This window comes from Flavobacterium wongokense (assembly GCF_021608265.1).
GTDB classification, from domain to species: Bacteria; Bacteroidota; Bacteroidia; order Flavobacteriales; family Flavobacteriaceae; genus Flavobacterium; species Flavobacterium wongokense.
On record NZ_JAKIHP010000001.1, the window covers coordinates 800,211 to 817,983 of the forward strand.

General features: G+C 38.1%; 15 protein-coding genes. 3 read left to right on the plus strand and 12 right to left on the minus strand.

The window, feature by feature from the left end:
- Window positions 1-93 precede the first annotated feature (93 nt).
- The 8 genes from L1S31_RS03330 to L1S31_RS03365 form a co-directional block, all read right to left on the minus strand.
- On the minus strand, window positions 94-2,127 hold the full coding sequence (locus tag L1S31_RS03330) for an ATP-binding protein (protein ID WP_236462108.1): 2,034 nt from the start codon (window positions 2,125-2,127) through the stop codon (window positions 94-96).
- Between the two features lie 111 nt (window positions 2,128-2,238).
- Window positions 2,239-2,604 (minus strand): hypothetical protein, encoded by a 366-nt coding sequence (locus tag L1S31_RS03335; protein ID WP_236462111.1) that lies wholly within the window; start codon window positions 2,602-2,604, stop codon window positions 2,239-2,241.
- A gap of 121 nt (window positions 2,605-2,725) precedes the next feature.
- Window positions 2,726-3,124 (minus strand): hypothetical protein, encoded by a 399-nt coding sequence (locus tag L1S31_RS03340; RefSeq protein WP_236462114.1) that lies wholly within the window; start codon window positions 3,122-3,124, stop codon window positions 2,726-2,728.
- Window positions 3,125-3,135: 11 nt separating this feature from the next.
- Window positions 3,136-3,870, minus strand: coding sequence for a hypothetical protein (locus L1S31_RS03345; RefSeq protein ID WP_236462117.1), 735 nt, complete (start codon window positions 3,868-3,870; stop codon window positions 3,136-3,138).
- 56 nt (window positions 3,871-3,926) lie between these two features.
- Window positions 3,927-4,469, minus strand: coding sequence for a hypothetical protein (locus tag L1S31_RS03350; RefSeq protein WP_236462120.1), 543 nt, complete (start codon window positions 4,467-4,469; stop codon window positions 3,927-3,929).
- A 338-nt stretch (window positions 4,470-4,807) separates the two neighbouring features.
- A complete protein-coding gene (locus L1S31_RS03355; protein ID WP_236462123.1) occupies window positions 4,808-5,464 on the minus strand; it encodes a response regulator in 657 nt (218 codons plus the stop codon).
- 34 nt (window positions 5,465-5,498) lie between these two features.
- Window positions 5,499-6,407: a LytR/AlgR family response regulator transcription factor gene (locus tag L1S31_RS03360; RefSeq protein ID WP_236462126.1), complete on the minus strand. Its 909-nt coding sequence runs from the start codon at window positions 6,405-6,407 to the stop codon at window positions 5,499-5,501.
- Window positions 6,408-6,850: 443 nt separating this feature from the next.
- Window positions 6,851-8,392 carry a glycine--tRNA ligase gene (locus L1S31_RS03365; protein WP_236462129.1) on the minus strand — a complete coding sequence of 514 codons (1,542 nt, stop codon included), beginning with the start codon at window positions 8,390-8,392 and terminating at the stop codon, window positions 6,851-6,853.
- Window positions 8,393-8,477: 85 nt separating this feature from the next.
- Here L1S31_RS03365 and L1S31_RS03370 point away from each other — a divergent pair, with 85 nt between their 5' ends.
- The 3 genes from L1S31_RS03370 (at window position 8,478) to L1S31_RS03380 (ending at window position 11,236) form a co-directional block, all read left to right on the plus strand.
- Window positions 8,478-9,161: a ComF family protein gene (locus L1S31_RS03370; RefSeq protein WP_236462133.1), complete on the plus strand. Its 684-nt coding sequence runs from the start codon at window positions 8,478-8,480 to the stop codon at window positions 9,159-9,161.
- A 69-nt stretch (window positions 9,162-9,230) separates the two neighbouring features.
- The gene (locus tag L1S31_RS03375) at window positions 9,231-9,551 is read left to right on the plus strand and encodes a hypothetical protein (RefSeq protein ID WP_236462136.1); all 321 of its coding nucleotides are present in this window, start codon (window positions 9,231-9,233) and stop codon (window positions 9,549-9,551) included.
- An 86-nt stretch (window positions 9,552-9,637) separates the two neighbouring features.
- On the plus strand, window positions 9,638-11,236 hold the full coding sequence (locus L1S31_RS03380; protein ID WP_236462139.1) for an Ig-like domain-containing domain: 1,599 nt from the start codon (window positions 9,638-9,640) through the stop codon (window positions 11,234-11,236).
- On the opposite strand, the gene L1S31_RS03385 is transcribed toward L1S31_RS03380, so the two are convergent.
- From L1S31_RS03385 to L1S31_RS03400, 4 genes are all read right to left on the minus strand, one after another.
- Window positions 11,229-11,993 carry an amidohydrolase gene (locus tag L1S31_RS03385; RefSeq protein ID WP_236462141.1) on the minus strand — a complete coding sequence of 255 codons (765 nt, stop codon included), beginning with the start codon at window positions 11,991-11,993 and terminating at the stop codon, window positions 11,229-11,231. The genes L1S31_RS03380 and L1S31_RS03385 overlap by 8 nt on opposite strands.
- A 2-nt stretch (window positions 11,994-11,995) precedes the next feature.
- Window positions 11,996-14,833 (minus strand): GH92 family glycosyl hydrolase, encoded by a 2,838-nt coding sequence (locus L1S31_RS03390; protein ID WP_236462144.1) that lies wholly within the window; start codon window positions 14,831-14,833, stop codon window positions 11,996-11,998.
- Between the two features lie 159 nt (window positions 14,834-14,992).
- Window positions 14,993-15,754, minus strand: coding sequence for a succinate dehydrogenase/fumarate reductase iron-sulfur subunit (locus L1S31_RS03395; protein ID WP_236462148.1), 762 nt, complete (start codon window positions 15,752-15,754; stop codon window positions 14,993-14,995).
- 8 nt (window positions 15,755-15,762) lie between these two features.
- Window positions 15,763-17,772 (minus strand): fumarate reductase/succinate dehydrogenase flavoprotein subunit, encoded by a 2,010-nt coding sequence (locus tag L1S31_RS03400; protein WP_236462150.1) that lies wholly within the window; start codon window positions 17,770-17,772, stop codon window positions 15,763-15,765.
- Between the last annotated feature and the right edge of the window lies 1 nt (window position 17,773).

A 17,773-nucleotide genomic window follows, 5' to 3' on the forward strand; every position in this document is an offset into this window, starting at 1 on the left:
GGAAATCTGGGTGAATGAACAAATGAAATTAGTGGATTAGGTAAAAATTCTAAACCTTTTTATGAAGTTTTGAAGTGAGTAATCAATATGTAATTATGCAAGCGGAACAGCAATATTAAGAGATGTACTTTTGCCTTTTATTGAGCGGATACTAAACTTTCCTTTGAGAGAATCGACTCTTAACTCTATATTTTTTAATCCAATTCCCGGCATTGTTTTTTCGGCTTCAAATCCTTTCCCGTCATCGCTTACTGATAGACATATATTTTCACCGTCCAGGATAAAACTAATCATGGCATTATTTGCTTGTGCAAACTTGTTAATATTATGACTGGCTTCCTGAATGATCCTGAATAGATTCATTTTGATATTTCCAGAAATGATTTCCCATTGTATAGATTCATCCATTTCGAGCATATATTGAGTAATGAATGTATTGTTTTGCGTAGATACAAAATCATTTAGCAGAGCTATAAAACTGTTATTTTCATTAAAAGTTTCTAATGTCAAATCGTGCGATATGTTTCTTATTTCCTGCTCTATTTTATAAATCCCGTTAATATGGTTTAAGCATTCTTCAATTGTCTTGTTATCTCTTCTATGATTTAGTACATCTAAATTCAGCCTAGTGCTGGCTAATCTGTTCATTACTCCATCATGCAATTCCAAAGCTATTCTTTTTTTCTCATCATGCCTTGCCTGTTCCTCTTTGCTTTTTTGTAAAAGCATTAAGTCATATATTTCCTCATTAGTTTTCTGCTGCACTTGTAAGAGCCTTAACTCTTTCTCTTTTGAACGTTGTGTGGAAATTACAAGTAGTAATATCACAATTACTATTATAAATCCAGAGATTCCTCCTATAATCCATTTCTGCTTAATGGCGGCTTCTTTCTCATTTATTATTACATCTGTCTCGTATTCAATTTGGGCAAATTTATTTCTAAATTGACGTTCAGCTAATTGCATACTGTCGCTTATTCGGATATATGCTTCGGCATTTTTTGAAGCATTTTTTTTATCAACTTCTATAAGCTGTTTCAAACTACCTAATATATCTATTGGGTTTTTGTAACTTTTTGAAATTAAAAGTGCTTTTTTTGCTGCTTTTATAGCATTTACTGTATCCATTACTTTAAGATAGTAGATAGACAGATTTTTTTGATTGTAGTCTTGACCTCCTAAATCATCATTATCATTATAATAATTATCAATCTCATAAAAAATCTCAGGCATTCCATCTATATTATTTTTTTCCATTTTAATCCGGGTTAAAACAGCTGTCATGAAGTAGTAACTTTCCGGATTAGTAGATTTTGTTTGCGGATTGTCTAATATTTTTTTTACATAGTCTTCTGCTTTATCATAATCCTTGAGATCAAAATATGCACTAGCGATTCCTGAATATGATGTAATAATATTTCTTATTTTGTTATCAGCGTATTTTAAAGCCTTTTTATCATATAAAATTGAATTTTCATAATCTAGTAATGCGGAAAAATTACCAGCGATTGTGGAATAATTTCTATAAAGATCTTGATTTAAATTCTTATATGAAGTTTTTAATTTTTTTCTCACTTCTTCGATGTAATGAAGATTTTCAAATAATGTTTTATTACTTCCAAGAAAATCACTAGAATAATACTGAACTTGAGCTATATCTTTATTTAAAGCTATTATTCGTTTGGGGAAATTTAATTTTAACAATATCTTTTTTGCTTTATAGAAGCATTCTATTGCCTTATCGTTTTGAGAAGTATACATAAAGTGTAGTCCTTTCAATTTATTTGCATCAGCAATACTTAATTGATCATTTGATTCGAAAGCCAATAAGGATAGTTCATCTGAATTTTGCTTGAGTTTATCAAAACATGTCAAATTAGAATTGTTAATGCCAACAAAATATAAATGCCATCTTGTTAAGCTATCATTTTTAGTTAAATCTAGGTATGAATAAGCAATGTCATTATATTTTTTTCTTTTTTCGAAATCTAAATTGCCGTTCTTTGCTAAATCCAAATACTTTTGAATAGAGTCATTCGCAGCCTGCTCCTTCTTATCTTCAATCTTGGAAGTACAACCCGCTAAAAGCAAAAAAAATAGTCCGGAATAAAATAAAACTTTAATCATAAATAGCAATATATATAAATAAATTGGGCTCCGACAAGTAGTCGAAACCCAATTTCCCACAATTAAATGAATTTATGCATTCATTTTCCTTTCTGCCTTGCAATTTCGTTATCAAATTACCGCCGCAAGCAAAACTTGCTTAAGCTTCTTGGCAATTATCGTTGCAGATTCGCTTTCGCAATTAACTGTCATTATTTGAGATAATAGGACTGTATTTACTCCAATGCCTATTTCAAGTTTAAGCTCTATTGCAATTTTACAGTTGTCTTTTTTATTCTCCAAACCAGAGAAGTCAAATTCTTTAACAATCTCTTCAATTTCTTTATCTAAATCTTCAAGAGACTTAAACTTGTATTCTATTACTTCATTATTAAACCTGGTAACAATCGATCCTGATTTAAATTCACACTTCTCTTGTGAATGACCTATAAATACAAACAGAATGATTGCAATTGAATTAAATATTCCTTTTTTCATTCCTATAATTTTAATCAACCTTTACATTAATTAAAATCACTGTTATTTGATATTGTAAAAGTATATCGATGATTTTACTTTTTGATACACTAAAAGTGTACATTTTTATAAATTTTTAAACTCATTCTTCCTTAACAGTGATTACAACATCTTCTTCAAACTTGTATTCGCCTTTTTTATAAATTTCTTTATTTGGCAACACAATTTCGTAAGTATAAATGCCTTTTGGCAGTACAAAGAGGCATTCTTTTCCGTCTTTTGGGATGACGAGTTCTTTTTTAATATCGTCTCCGTCCTTATTTTCTCCCATAATCCTAAAAGTAATTTTTTCATTGAGTTTGTTTTTGACACAAACACTTTCAATTACCTTGCTTTTTGGTTTTGAATCCGATTTAGCAACCTTAAGTATTGACAGGCCGCTTAGAAGTAATTCTCCTCCTTTAATAGCTGTTTCAAGATTCGATTGGGGAAACAAATACCATGGGAAAAATATGTAAATGATAAAAATGATTTTTTTCATTTGATTTTATTTCAATTCTGCTCTATTTTAAATCCTTGTTTTAATAATTCTTCCTTGATTCCCTTGAAATGATCTTCGCCATATATTATTGCAATTTTTTTCCTCTTTTCTTTCAAGATTGTATTAACGACATTTCTATTTCTAAAATCAATTATTAGCTCTCTCCTTTGGCTTTTTTCAATAGCTTTTTCTTTGCAATTTGGTATTTCATAAAAGCTTTTTTCAAAATCACAAGGTTGCAGTATTATCTCTCCATATTTGTTCTCATAATAATTGACCATATCCCTATAAGTGACATCCACATTTTCACTATTAAGTGAATCTAGTCCCAGCATAAAATATTTCGGTTGATTCATCAACTCTTTTTTTAATCTAACCTTCCCATTATATATTGAATCAAAATAATGTTTGTATCCTGAATTATCTTTTGAAAAAGGAATGCCAGTTATTCTAATAGCCTTCCTAATTGTAATAGTATCTGTCCTCTTTACACTCACTTCTTCTGTATAAAAAAAATATCCTTCTTTTTTTAGTGAATCAATATTAGTTTTTACATCTTCATAAAAAAGTTTAGTCCCTAAATGATGCATAGGTATAAAAACCACCTCTTTTTCATTGCTTGACAATTTTGACAATTTTATTGAATCATCAAAAGCTCCAACAAGTTTGAAAGCTAGATTAGCTTTAAAATTAAGACAGCTTGTCAAACAAATAGTTAGTAAAATATAAAAGAGAGTTTTTTTCATATGCTGAGATTAATGGTGCATACATAATGCATGCACCATGTTATTTAATTTCTACTTTAAAAGCGAATATTTGACAATAGGTCTCTTACCACTTGAACCATTCCATCAACTATTATTTGCCCTCCTCCATCACCAAAAATCTCTTTAATCCAGCAGGCTAACTGATACCATCTGCATTTGGCAGAAACAGTCTCTGAATAAGGATTAAAATCACCCGTTGTGCCTCCAAACAATTCAGTTCCATCTGTTTGAACGCCTTTTTTGGATAGTGAATCTATATATAATGCTGCAACCGCCATTTCTTTACCGTTATAGTTCTTCAATATATCATCATTGGAAGTTTTTTTAGAAAGTAGTTCATAAGATGCCTCTAATAAATCGTTGCCTTCAGTTGGAATCTTTGAATACCAATTACCGGTAACTCTTTTTTTAAAGTCTTCAACATTTTTCGATTTCTCAAATGCCGGTTTTAATGAGCTTGTAAAATCAGCCATTCCTTGGGCTAATATCAATCTTAGTTCTTCTTGTGTTACTTTTTGCGCATTCCCGTTAAACGCAAATAAAATCGTGGCAATTATGCCGAATAGTAAATTTTTCATAATTTTGAATAATAATTAATTTATTGCAGTCCAGCTTTGTGTCCTCGAAAACATATAAAGTTGGGCTGCTTTTTTTTTGGTTGGTTTAGTCAAGTCCACCGTTTAATAACAAACCTCTAAAATAAACGTTGGTTTCTTCTGATTCCCTACAAAAAAGAAAGATTTCTGTATCGTGTCACAATGTGGTGGCAGGCCACTTTTACTCCCATTAAAATCAAGTTAGATTAGTAAATATTTGATTTTGATAGGATAAAATTAGCTTACAGTTTTAACATTTCAGTACACTTAAAATGTACATTTTCAAAATGTTGTGTCATTAAGTTGATTACGATTTTATGTTAGAGCAAGCCTTGCCTTCTGGCTTCCCTAAGAATATCTTCATCAGTGCCTTTGTCAATGCCGAAAATTTGCTTAATAATTGCTTTTCTCTTATCTATTGCACTTTTTGAAAGATGAAGTAAATCAGGAAGGCTTTTGGTTTTCACGCCCTGAGATAGCAGTAAAAGAATTTGGCGGTTGTAGTTGTCCATTACTTTATTCTTTTCCTCCCAGGATTTCTGATGTTTAATGACGGTTTGGCTATAAAAAGTCTCTCCTCTTACTATAGAATCAAAGGCAGCTGTTAATTCTGGTGATTGAAAATCACTTTTAACTAATAATCCTTGTGGTTTGTAGTCATTCAATAATTTGAAAAGAACTATGGATTCTGAATGTGATGTCAGGACAATTATTTTGGATTCTGGGTGATATTTTCTAACAATCGGAATTAAATCTTCTCCCGAATTAAGGTTTTTTTCAGGAAATGGAGGCAAAGTCAAATCCAGGAATACTATCTCAAACATTTGCCTGGCATTGATAATGGCATTATATGCCGCTTCACAACTGTAAGCGGCAACAGTGTTCAATTTATATCCATGAGGATTGAAAGACAAGATAGACTTATACCCTTCAATTATCGGTGGATGATCGTCAACCATTAAAACCTGTATTTCCACACGTAAGAATTTTATGCTAAAATACGGTTTTTTTCTATATCTCCAAATAATTCCCTGCAGCAATCCTGCTGATAATCAAATCGACATTCTCTTTATAAGACTTGGAGAACGGTAGTTTGGTGGTGGAGTTTTTGATATAGCAGACCGTGTTTCCGGTATGGATACGCGAAACCTGGTTTACGTTGATGATATAACTGTTGTGGATGCGCAGGAACTGCGTAGGAGGCAGTACGGTTTCAAAATGCTTGAGCGTTTTAAAGGCGGTAATCATCTCGCCATTGTTCAGGTGGATGTCGGTAGAATTGTTATCGGCCTCAAAATACAGCACGTCTGCCGAATCAATATAACGGTAATCCCCATACGATTTTACGCAAATCACCAACGACTGGTCGGGCTGCTGCACTACCGTTGGTTTTTCCACCGGCATTGGCATTGGCGTTACCTTTACCTCGATGTCGTTTACGTCTACTTCTATTTCCTCTTCTTCCAGTACTGCGGCTTCGGTTTCGTCGAGCACTTCATAAGTGGCAACCGGATTCTTGACTTCCATGTGTGGCAAATCCGACTGGATGGCACGGTCAAATTTTAGGATTGCCTTCCTGAAATCGTTGATGTTTAACGGTTTTAGCAGATAATCCACCACTTCATACTGCAGGGCATCATACGCCAACTCTTTTTTGCTGGTGGTAACAATGATTTTCGGAACTACCTTAAGGTAACGGTACAATTCGTTGATGAGCGCCAGCGAAAGGTTGCTTTTTTTGTCTGCAGGATCTATTTCGAGAAAAACCAGATGAGGCTGGTGTTCGAGGATTAGGTTTACGCCATCGTCATAATTATTCGCCGATGCCAGGAACGACAAATTGCGAAAACGCTCGGCAATAGCCTGGGTTTTCGTGACATCTTCCTGATTGTCATCAATAATAATAAACGTATGGCTCATTAATGTTTCTCCGTTGGTTTAGGGAAAACATCAGTGGCAGTTTTAGCGGTAGTTTGGGGAAACTAATTTTACCTGGCTAAGATTATACTTATATTCCGAACACGAAAATTTAATCGTTCAACCGTCTGGATTTTCGTTATAACGAAAGTATCGATTTGGGTTACAAAATTGTTAAATTGTTAATATTAATCGTTAAATAGTTAATATTTTGATGCTTAAGCGGAAGAATGCTTACAAACGAAATTTACACCTCTTTTCTCAAATCCTTCTGAAGGAGCACTGCGTAAGGCTTTAGCAGGATATGCAGTCCCGCTTTCCGCGCTACACGGTAGCCAGCTCCAATCGGGGCTAGAATTCACGCTTTGCTTTATCAGGACAAATAAAAAACCCAAACAAAAGTTTGGGTTTGAGTTCCCGCCTTCGCGGGAATGACAGTATTGTAATTACATCTTCATCAGCCAGTTCCTCACCGAAACTTCTTCGTTGATGATGTTTCTTAAATCGGCTATCTTAACCCTATCCTGCGCCATTGAATCACGGTGGCGGATGGTTACAGTTTGGTCTTCCAGGGTTTGGTGGTCAACGGTAATGCAGAATGGTGTTCCCAAGGCGTCCTGTCTTCTGTAACGACGTCCTACAGCATCCTTTTCATCATACGCTACGTTGAAGTCCCATTTCAAATCCTCGATGATTTTCTGGGCAACCTCCGGCAGTCCGTCTTTCTTTACCAATGGCAGTACCGCAGCCTTTGTAGGTGCCAATACCGAAGGTAAACTCAAGACTGTACGTGTCGAACCATCTTCCAAAGTTTCTTCCTTTAAAGAGGTCGCAAATACCGCAAGGAACATCCGGTCCAAACCAACCGAAGTTTCCACTACATAAGGAACGTAGTTAGAATTGGTTTCGTTGTCAAAGTATTGCAGTTTTTTACCCGAATATTGTTCGTGTGCCTTCAAATCGAAATCGGTCCTCGAGTGGATTCCTTCCAGTTCTTTAAACCCAAATGGGAAATTGAACTCGATATCGGCAGCAGCATTGGCATAATGAGCCAGTTTTTCGTGGTCGTGGAAACGGTAGTTCTGTTTTCCTAATCCAAGGGACAAATGCCAGTTCAAACGCGTGGTTTTCCAGTATTCGTACCATTTCATCTCTTCTCCCGGTTTTACGAAAAACTGCATCTCCATCTGCTCAAACTCCCGCATACGGAAAATAAACTGACGTGCTACGATTTCGTTACGGAATGCTTTACCGGTTTGGGCAATTCCAAACGGTACTTTCATCCTTCCTGATTTCTGCACATTACAAAAATTTACAAAAATTCCCTGAGCCGTTTCCGGACGAAGGTATAAATCCATTGCGTTTTCGGCAGAAGCTCCGAGTTTGGTTCCAAACATCAGGTTGAACTGCTTTACGTCGGTCCAGTTTCTCGAACCCGTTTCAGGATCGGCGATTTCCAGTTCCTCAATCAGGTTTTTTACGTCTTCCAAATCTCCGTTCCCCAAAGAACGCCCCATTCTTTCAAGGATTTCCCTTTCTTTCGAAAGGTATTCCATTACTCTTGGATTGGTGGTTTTGTATTGCTCTTCATCAAAAGCATCTCCAAAACGCTCGCGTGCCTTTTCGATTTCCTTTTTGGCTTTCAGGTTCAGTTTTTCGGCATAATCCTCAATCAAAACGTCAGCCCTGTATCTTTTTTTGGAATCCTTATTGTCAATCAATGGGTCGTTAAACGCATCAACGTGGCCCGAAGCCTTCCAGGTTGTTGGGTGCATCAAAATTGCGGCATCAAGACCTACAATGTTTTCATGCATCTGAACCATGGCTTTCCACCAATATTCCCTAATGTTCTTTTTTAATTCTACTCCGTTTTGCGCATAATCATAGACTGCGCTCAAACCGTCGTAAATTTCGCTTGACGGAAATATGAATCCGTACTCCTTTGCATGCGAAACTACGTTCTTAAATAAATCTTCTTGTTTTGCCATAATGCTGCAAAAATATAAAACAGATGGAAAAAGTACAGATAAAGTATACTTTTTTATTCCCTTTATCTCTGAAATTTACATTTATATGATTCAAAATCTCTTAAATCTATTTTTTCCAAAGTCCTGTGCCGGTTGCGAATCCTTTTTATTGAGTGACGAAAAGGTGATTTGTACCCAATGCAGGCATGAAATTCCGCTGACGAATCACCACAACATTGAGGATAATGAAATCTTCCAGAAATTGTACGGTAGGATTCCGATTGAGTTTGGTGCTGCCTTGTTTTATTTCCACAAAAAAGGAATTGTCCAGGAAATGATCCACAAGCTGAAATACAAAGGCCAGGAGGAAATCGGCAGAACGATTGGCGATTGGTACAGCGAAGTCTTAAAGGATTCGAAACAACTAAAAAATATCGATTATATCATTCCGGTTCCGCTTCATCAAAAAAGACTTCGCGAACGCGGCTACAATCAGGTGGAAGGTTTTGGAAAAGCTTTGTCGGCAAATCTTGAAATTCCGTATGACGATACGCTTCTACACCGGAAACTGTATACAAAGACGCAAACCAAAAAAGACCTTTTGGGCAGGGCTGATGTGATTTTAACCGTATTTGACGTCGATTTTTCAGAGAAACATCACGGCAGGCATTTCCTGCTTATTGACGATGTGATGACTACGGGTTCTACACTTGAAGCCTGCAGCCGTGCACTTTTAAAAATCCCGAATATCAAAATCAGCATCGTCTGCATGGCAATGGCTCACAGTTAATTTTACAGATAACACACTAAAAAACAAATTATTACGTTATAATTAAAGTCTAACCTTAAATTAAAAGCCATGAGAAAACTGTTCCTTATTTTATCCATTGCATTTTTATTCCAAAGTTGTTTTACCTACAGGGCCTATAACGCACCAGCATCCAACATGGAAGTTGGAAGGACTTATAAAATAGAGCGGAACAACAAATCCGAAAATCTAAAAATCAAAGCCATTGACGAAAATAATGTGACCATAATGTCTGTAGGACGACAGGAAACTTTTCCCCTTTCTGAAATAACTAAAATCCATTCACGAAGGATGTCTGTTCTCAAAACAGCCGCCTTACCTGTTATCGTAATTGGCAGTTTGGTTGGATTGGCTGTTGTAGCCTGGCAATAAACTTAAATCGATTTGTTAAGTTTCGGCTAAAAGATTTCATTCACACTAAATATAATTGTTATTTTGTGCTTTGAAATAACAGCGGTATGCCAAAATCTATTTTCAAGTTTATCTGTTTACTTTTTGTAGTCGTTATGGCAGGATGTGCCAAACGGGGCAGCATTACCGGTGGAACCAAGGATACCATTGCTCCTGTTTTGAAAGCGAGTTTCCCAAAAAACATGTCGACCAATTTTAATTCGAAGGAAATCAGGTTGGTTTTTGACGAATATGTGAAACTGAAAAACATCAACAAACAGCTGATTATTTCCCCACCGATGAAGCATCAGCCCGACATTTTACCTTATAATGCCAGTAAAGTAATTACCATCAAACTAAAGGACACGCTCCAGCCTAACACTACCTATAGTTTTAATTTTGGACAAAGCATTGAAGATAATAATGAAGGTAATCCGTATTCACAATTCAAATATGTATTTTCAACAGGAGCCTACATTGATTCGCTGAAACTGAATGTGAAAATCAAGGATGCATTGGAGAAAAAAACAGACAATTTTGTTTCGGTAATGCTTTACGAAATCGATGAAAAATTCAACGACTCGACAATTTATAAGGAATCGCCAAGATATATTACGAATACGCTGGACAGCCTGAAAGCTGTGACCCTTGAAAACATCAAAGCGGGAAAATATCTTTTGGTTGCCTTAAAAGACAATGGAAACAATAAATTCAATCCGAATGTCGATAAAATAGGTTTCCAGAAAGAATACATTACCATTCCGAATGATACCGTTTTTGAAGTCGAATTGTTCAAGGAAAAACTTCCCTTTAAAGCGATAAGGCCAACATTATCAACAGGAAGCAAATTATTGATGGGTTACGGAGGCAATCCGAAAGATGTAAAGGTTACGCTTAAGAATGGTAACGAGATCATCCCAAATGTGATTACCAAATTCCAAAAGAAGGACTCGCTCAACATCTGGTTCAAACCGATAAAGGCCGATTCGATCCGCGTAAGCGTTCAAAAAGATAAATACCTTTCGGAATATACGGTAAAACTAAAGAAGCAGAAATTGGACTCCCTCAGCTTCAATCCCGATTTCACTTCGGTTCTTCCGCTTAGGGAACGCTATGCATTAGGCACTTCGGTTCCTTTGACAAAATTTGACAAATCAAAAATCAGCATTAGGAATAAAGATTCTGTTGCCGTAGATTTTACTGCTGAATATGTCGAATTTGAACAAAAACTCTTTTTGGATTTTAAAAAGGAAGAATTGGAAAAATATAAAATACAGTTATTGCCTGGTGCACTGACTGATTTTTATGATCGGGAAAATGATACGCTGGTATATAAGGTTACTACCAAAAACACCGCTGCTTATGGAAATTTGAGGGTTGTTTTGGAGAATGTAAAGCGTTATCCGGTAATTGTAGAACTGACCGATAAGGATGGAAAAGTGAAGGCAACTGCCTATGCTGAAGATAATCCAACCATTGATTTTTTAGCGATTGAACCCGAGAAATATATCCTGCGTATAATCTATGATGATAATAAGAACCGGGTTTGGGATACCGGTAGTTTTATGGAAAAGCGGCAATCGGAAGAAGTCATCTATTTCCCGAAAGAACTGGACGTGCGCGCCAACTGGGATGTCGAGCAGCCCTTTAATGTTGGTGCTAATTAATTTTAAAATTATCCCTGTCGTCTAAAAAAGCCAATCTGCTTCGGGTTTCCAAAAGTTTTGCCTTATCCAATTCGACTATAAAAACAGCGTCTGCTTCCTGCGGTTCCAAAAGATAATTTCCAAGGAAATCAACTACCTGTGAATGCCCAACATATTCGTGGTTATTGTCATCTGTACCAATCCTGTTTACGCCAACTGCATAACACATATTTTCTACAGCTCGTGCTTTTAACAAAATGTCCCAGGCATTGGTGCGTAGTTTCGGCCAATTGGCAACATACAACAACACATCATAATCTTCAACGTTTCTGGAAAAAACAGGAAAGCGCAGATCATAACAAACCAATGGGCAGATTTTGTATCCTTTGTACTCGACAATCAACTTTTCCTTTCCCTCTGAATAGAATTTATCTTCCCCAGCCAAGGTAAACAAATGCCTCTTATCATACGATTTTACTTCACCTGTTGGGTAAACAAACACCAAGCGGTTGTAGTAATTTCCTTTTTCCTCGATGACCAAACTTCCGGTTATCGCGCAATTTTTGGCTTTCGCCAAATGTTGGAGCCACGACACGGTTTCACCTTCCATAGTTTCTGCCACAGTTTGTGGATTCATTGTAAATCCGGACGAAAACATCTCGGGAAGCACAATCAAATCGACATCTTCCATAAAGCCACATATTTTCTGTGCCAGATGGCTTCTGTTTTCCAAAGGGTTTTCCCAGATAAGCGATGTTTGTATTAATGCTATTTTCATGACTATTTGATTGTTATTTCATCAATAAAGATAAAGGCATCTCCACCTGCGCCCTGATGCCATTCGGGTAATTTGCCAAAATTATAGGCCTTGACTTTTACATATCTTACCTGTTTCGGATTAGGAAATCTTTTTCCGAATGCCTCGATAACATTCTTTTCTTCCTTTGGATTTACATCTTCATTAAACAAAACTCCGGATAGTACAAAGTTTACATTATCATCTGAAAAATAATATTCCACTTTGGCCGGCATCAATATCCAGGAACGGGAATCCTGCAGGAAAGTTGTTGAAATGGTATTGACGGTAGTGGGTTGCTGCAAATCGATAACCGCTTCAAAATCCTGTCCCTGGTAACCCTGCCAGTCGCCTTTGCGCCAGTTTTCGGTTCCGTTTATTCCATCCAACAAACCGTCAGGACCACCAGCATGATATTGTGGATTGTAAGTTGATTTGATATCGATAGTGTAATTATTTGGTTTCTTAAAGTAATGTGCAGAAACAATAGCGCTTTCGGCAGTTCCATTTTTGGATTTTGCCATAATCTCCAAAGTCTCATTAACCATTAGAGGAGTTGTGTACAAAAGCCAGTCTTTATCCTTGATGGGGTCATTTTTGTCCTTAATCCAATAATAGATTTTGTCAGCCGGATTTTGAGAGACCAACTCTACTTTCATTTTATCCTTAAAGGCTTTGCTTTCAGCCTGAAATAACGGTACGGGAATTATTTTTGGATAGTTTAGGAATTGCTCATCAGCCTCATAAACATCAGTGTGTCCAATACCCGACATCGACCCTTTGTAATGGCTATTGAATAGGGTCGACGATTTTCCATTTTCCAGATTCAATGCTATTTTTGTGAAAAAGGGATCTGCAGTATTCGGCATTTCATGATCTTTTCCAGGAGTAACCTCATACATTCCCAGGGAACTAAGAATATACCAGGCACTCATCTGCCCACAGTCTTCATTTCCTATCAAACCATCGGGTGTGTTTTTATAGAAGTTCTCCAAAATGAAGTGAATTTTTGCATCTGTTTTATCCCGTCTGTCGACATAATTATACAAATAAGCCATGTGATGGCTTGGCTCATTCCCTTGTGCATATTGCCCTATTAGTCCCGTAACATCTACCTGTTCGCGGCCTGTTGTTTTACTTTCGCTGTTGAACATTTCGTCGAGTTTGGCCTCAAATTTTTGCTTACCTCCATAAGCTTCAATCATTCCCTCAATATCCTGAGGCACAAAGAAAGTGTAGTGCCATGCGTTTCCTTCGGTGAAATTGTTATTGACTTCACGAGGGTCAAAAGGCTTGTCCCAGCCACCGTTTTTCTTTGGACGCATAAAACCCGTGTTCCAATCAAAGACGTTTTTCCAGCTTTGGGAGCGCTTCATGAAATAATCGTAATCCTGTTTCTTATTCAAAATCATTGCCATTTGGGCAATGCACCAATCATCATAGGCGTACTCCACAGTTTTGGAAACGCTTTCATGCTCGTCATCCATTGAAATGAAACCTTGCCTTTTATAGGCTTCCAAACCCAAATGGTCGAGCATCGCCGAATGTTTTGCGGCTTCAAAAGCTTTTTCATAATCAAATCCTTTGATGCCTTTTGCCATGGCATCCGCCATTACGGATACCGAATGATAGCCAATCATGCAATCGGTTTCATTGGACGCCAGTTCCCAAACGGGAAGCCTTCCGCCTTGTTCGTATTGTTTTAGGAAGGTGTTGATGAAATCGGCTGTGCGTTTCTTCTCAATTAAGGTGTATAAAGGATGCGCGGCACGAAAGGTATCCCAAAGCGAAAAAACCGAGTAATAATCAAAGCCTTCAGCCTTGTGGATTTGGTTGTCACGCCCACGGTATTTTCCGTCGATATCCTGCGCGATATTTGGCTGAACCATGGTGTGGTATAACGCCGTGTAAAAAACCGCCTGTTTGTCCTTATCCGTTTCAGTGATTTCAATTTTGGAAAGTTGTTTGTCCCAAAGCTGTTCTGCTTCTTTTTTAACTCTTTCGAAATTCCAGTCCTTGATTTCAGACATATTCAGTTTGGCTCCTTCATAACCTGTTGGCGAAAGCGAGACTTTTACCAGGATTTTTTCTCCCTTTTTGACTTGTCTGGAAAAACTCATAGCCAATTGGGTTCTGTTTATTACAAGCGTATCACTATTTTCTTTAGGAATAGTAAATCCATTGTATCTTTGATTGTCAATTTGCATTGGGAGATTGAATTCTATCCGGGCATACACATACTGGTCTTTTGCCCAGGCTTCGCTTCTACGTAAAACTTCAATGGTTTTGCTATTAATCCATCTAACCTCACCTTCGAGTAATTTATCCCTGTGATTTAAATCGAGGATGATGTTGCCCTGACCGGTTTTGTTGAAGGTATATTCATGGAATCCAACTCTTGTGGAAGAAGTCAGTCTAACATCGATATTATCCTTAGCGAGCTTTACCGAATAAAATCCGGCACCAGCCTTTTCATTAGAATGGGAAAATGTAGAGCAGTACTCCTTGGGATTTAAATTCGATTTTCCCATAGTCGGCATCAGCATAATGTCGCCAAAATCACTACATCCCGTTCCGTTTAAGTGCGTATGTGAAAAACCATAAATAATAGTATCAGAATAATGATAACCCGAACAACCGTCCCAGCTTCCGTCGATTCTGGTGTCGGGAGACAGCTGTACCATTCCAAAAGGCACTGTTGCTCCCGGATAGGTGTGCCCGTGACCTCCCGTTCCAATCATTGGGTTGACGTATTGATGGTAATTTTGGCTAAAAAGGGTTGTAGTGAAAAGTAAAACTGAGATGGAAAGTAATCTGTTCATTGTGTTTGTTGTTGTTGCCCAAATATACAATTTTTTGCAGATTCTGCGTGAGCGATTGCAGCAAGTACCATGTACTGCGGAAAGCGCGACCCGAAGGGGCAAGCCATAAAAAAAAACGCACCCAAATTGGATGCGCTTTTCTATTATTTAGTATGGATATTACTTCATGCTTGCCGCTAAATATTCGCGGTTCATTCGGGCGATGTTTTCCAATGAAATCCCTTTTGGGCATTCCACTTCGCAGGCACCGGTATTGGTACAGTTTCCGAATCCTTCCTCGTCCATTTGGCGCACCATGTTCAATACACGTTGTGTAGCTTCCACACGGCCTTGTGGCAATAAGGCGTATTGTGAAACCTTAGCTCCCACAAACAGCATCGCCGAACCGTTTTTGCAAGTTGCCACACAGGCACCGCAACCGATGCAGGCTGCAGCTTCAAATGAGCGGTCAGCGTCATGTTTTGGGATTGGCGTTGCATTGGCATCAATCGTTCTTCCGGATGTATTTACAGAAACGAAACCACCGGCTTGCTGGATTCTGTCGAAAGAACTTCTGTCAACCACCAAATCCTTGATTACCGGAAATGCCTTGCTTCTCCATGGCTCTACATAAATGGTATCGCCATCCTTAAACGAACGCATGTGCAATTGGCAGGTTGTGATTCCGGTGTCTGGCCCGTGTGCGCGGCCATTAATGTACAATGAACACATTCCGCAGATTCCTTCACGGCAATCGTGATCGAATGCGATTGGTTCTTTTCTTTCGTTTACTAATTGTTCGTTCAATTGGTCTAACATTTCCAAAAACGAACTTGCAGTAGAAACATTATCCAATTTGTAAGTTTCCATGCTACCTTTGGTTTTAGCGTTTTTCTGGCGCCAAACCTTAAGGTTTATATTGATATTTTTTGCTACAGACATAACTTTAATTATTTGTAATTTCTAGCTGCAATTTTGATAAACTCGTATTTCAATTCTTCTTTGTGAAGTTCTTCCTGGCTGATGTCATAGCCTTTGTATTCCCACGCACCAACAAACTTGAAGTTTTCGTCATCACGAAGTGTTTCTCCTTCTGAATCCTGATATTCCTCACGGAAGTGACCACCGCAGGATTCGTTACGCTGCAAGGCATCCATTGCCATTAGCTGGCCCAATTCGATAAAGTCGGCAACACGCATTACTTTTTCCAATTCGGGATTTAATTCGTCAGCACTTCCCGGAACGTAAACGTCTTTGTAGAATTCCTCTTTTAAGGCTGCAATTTCTTTTATTGCTTCAGCTAATCCCTGAGCATTTCTTCCCATACCAACTTTGTTCCACATAATGTGTCCCAGTTTTTTATGGAAATGATCTACCGATTTGTTTCCATTATTCGTTAAGAAGGCATTAATCGCATCTTTCACTCTTTTTTCCGCTTCGTCAAATTCAGGAGAATTCGTTGGGATTTTCCCGGTACGGATATCTCCTGCCAAATAATCTGAAACGGTGTAAGGCAATACGAAATAACCGTCAGCCAATCCCTGCATCAAAGCAGAAGCTCCAAGCCTGTTTGCTCCGTGATCAGAGAAATTCGCTTCTCCGGCAACGAAACAACCTGGGATTGTTGACTGCAAATTATAATCAACCCAAACGCCACCCATGGTGTAGTGCACCGCAGGATAAATTTTCATTGGGGTTTCGTATGGATTCTCATCGGTGATTTTTTGGTACATGGTAAACAGGTTACCGTATTTTTCCTCAAGCCATTCCTTACCTAATTTGGTAATTTCCTCTGGGGTTGGATTGTGGTTTCCTTTGGCGTAAGCGGTTTGCTTTCCTTTGTTTTGGATTTCGGTAGAGAAATCAAGATAAACACCTTCGTTGGTATCATTGGCCTCAATTCCGAAACCTTCGTCGCAACGCTCTTTGGCTGCTCTTGAAGCAACGTCACGAGGAACCAGGTTTCCGAACGCAGGATATCTTCTTTCCAAGTAGTAATCCCTATCTTCTTCGGCAATTTGTGTTGGTTTTAATTTACCTGCACGGATTGCTTCTGCATCCTCTTTTTTCTTTGGTACCCAAATACGACCCGAGTTACGCAACGATTCCGACATCAAAGTCAGTTTTGACTGATTTGTTCCGTGAACCGGAATACAGGTTGGGTGGATTTGAACATAACAAGGATTTGCAAATAATGCACCTTGTTTGTGGATTTTCCAGCCGGCTGTTACGTTACTTCCCATAGCATTTGTAGAAAGGAAATAAACATTTCCATATCCTCCTGAAGCTATAATAACAGCGTGCGCAGAATGTCTTTCAATTTCTCCGGTAACCAGGTTTCTTGCAATGATTCCACGGGCTTTGCCATCAACTTTTACCAAATCCAGCATTTCGTGACGGTTGAACTGCTGAACGCGTCCTAATCCGATCTGTCTTGATAAAGCTGAATAGGCTCCAAGCAACAACTGCTGTCCTGTTTGACCTGCGGCATAGAATGTTCTCTGAACCTGTGTTCCTCCAAAAGAACGGTTGTCCAACATTCCGCCATAATCACGGGCAAAAGGAACACCTTGTGCTACGCATTGGTCGATGATGTTAGCCGAAACTTCAGCCAAACGGTGAACGTTTGCTTCACGAGCTCGGTAATCACCACCTTTGATCGTATCATAAAATAAACGGAACGTACTGTCACCGTCGTTTTGGTAATTTTTAGCTGCGTTGATTCCGCCCTGAGCTGCAATAGAGTGTGCTCTTCTTGGTGAATCCTGGAAGCAGAATGCTTTTACATTGTAACCCATTTCCCCCAAAGAAGCTGCAGCAGAAGCCCCGGCCAAACCGGTTCCTACAACGATAACATCAATCTTTGGCCTGTTGTTTGGCGCAACTAATCGTAAATGATCTTTATAATCTGTCCATTTGTCCGAAATTGGACCTTCAGGTATTTTTGAATCTAGTGTCATT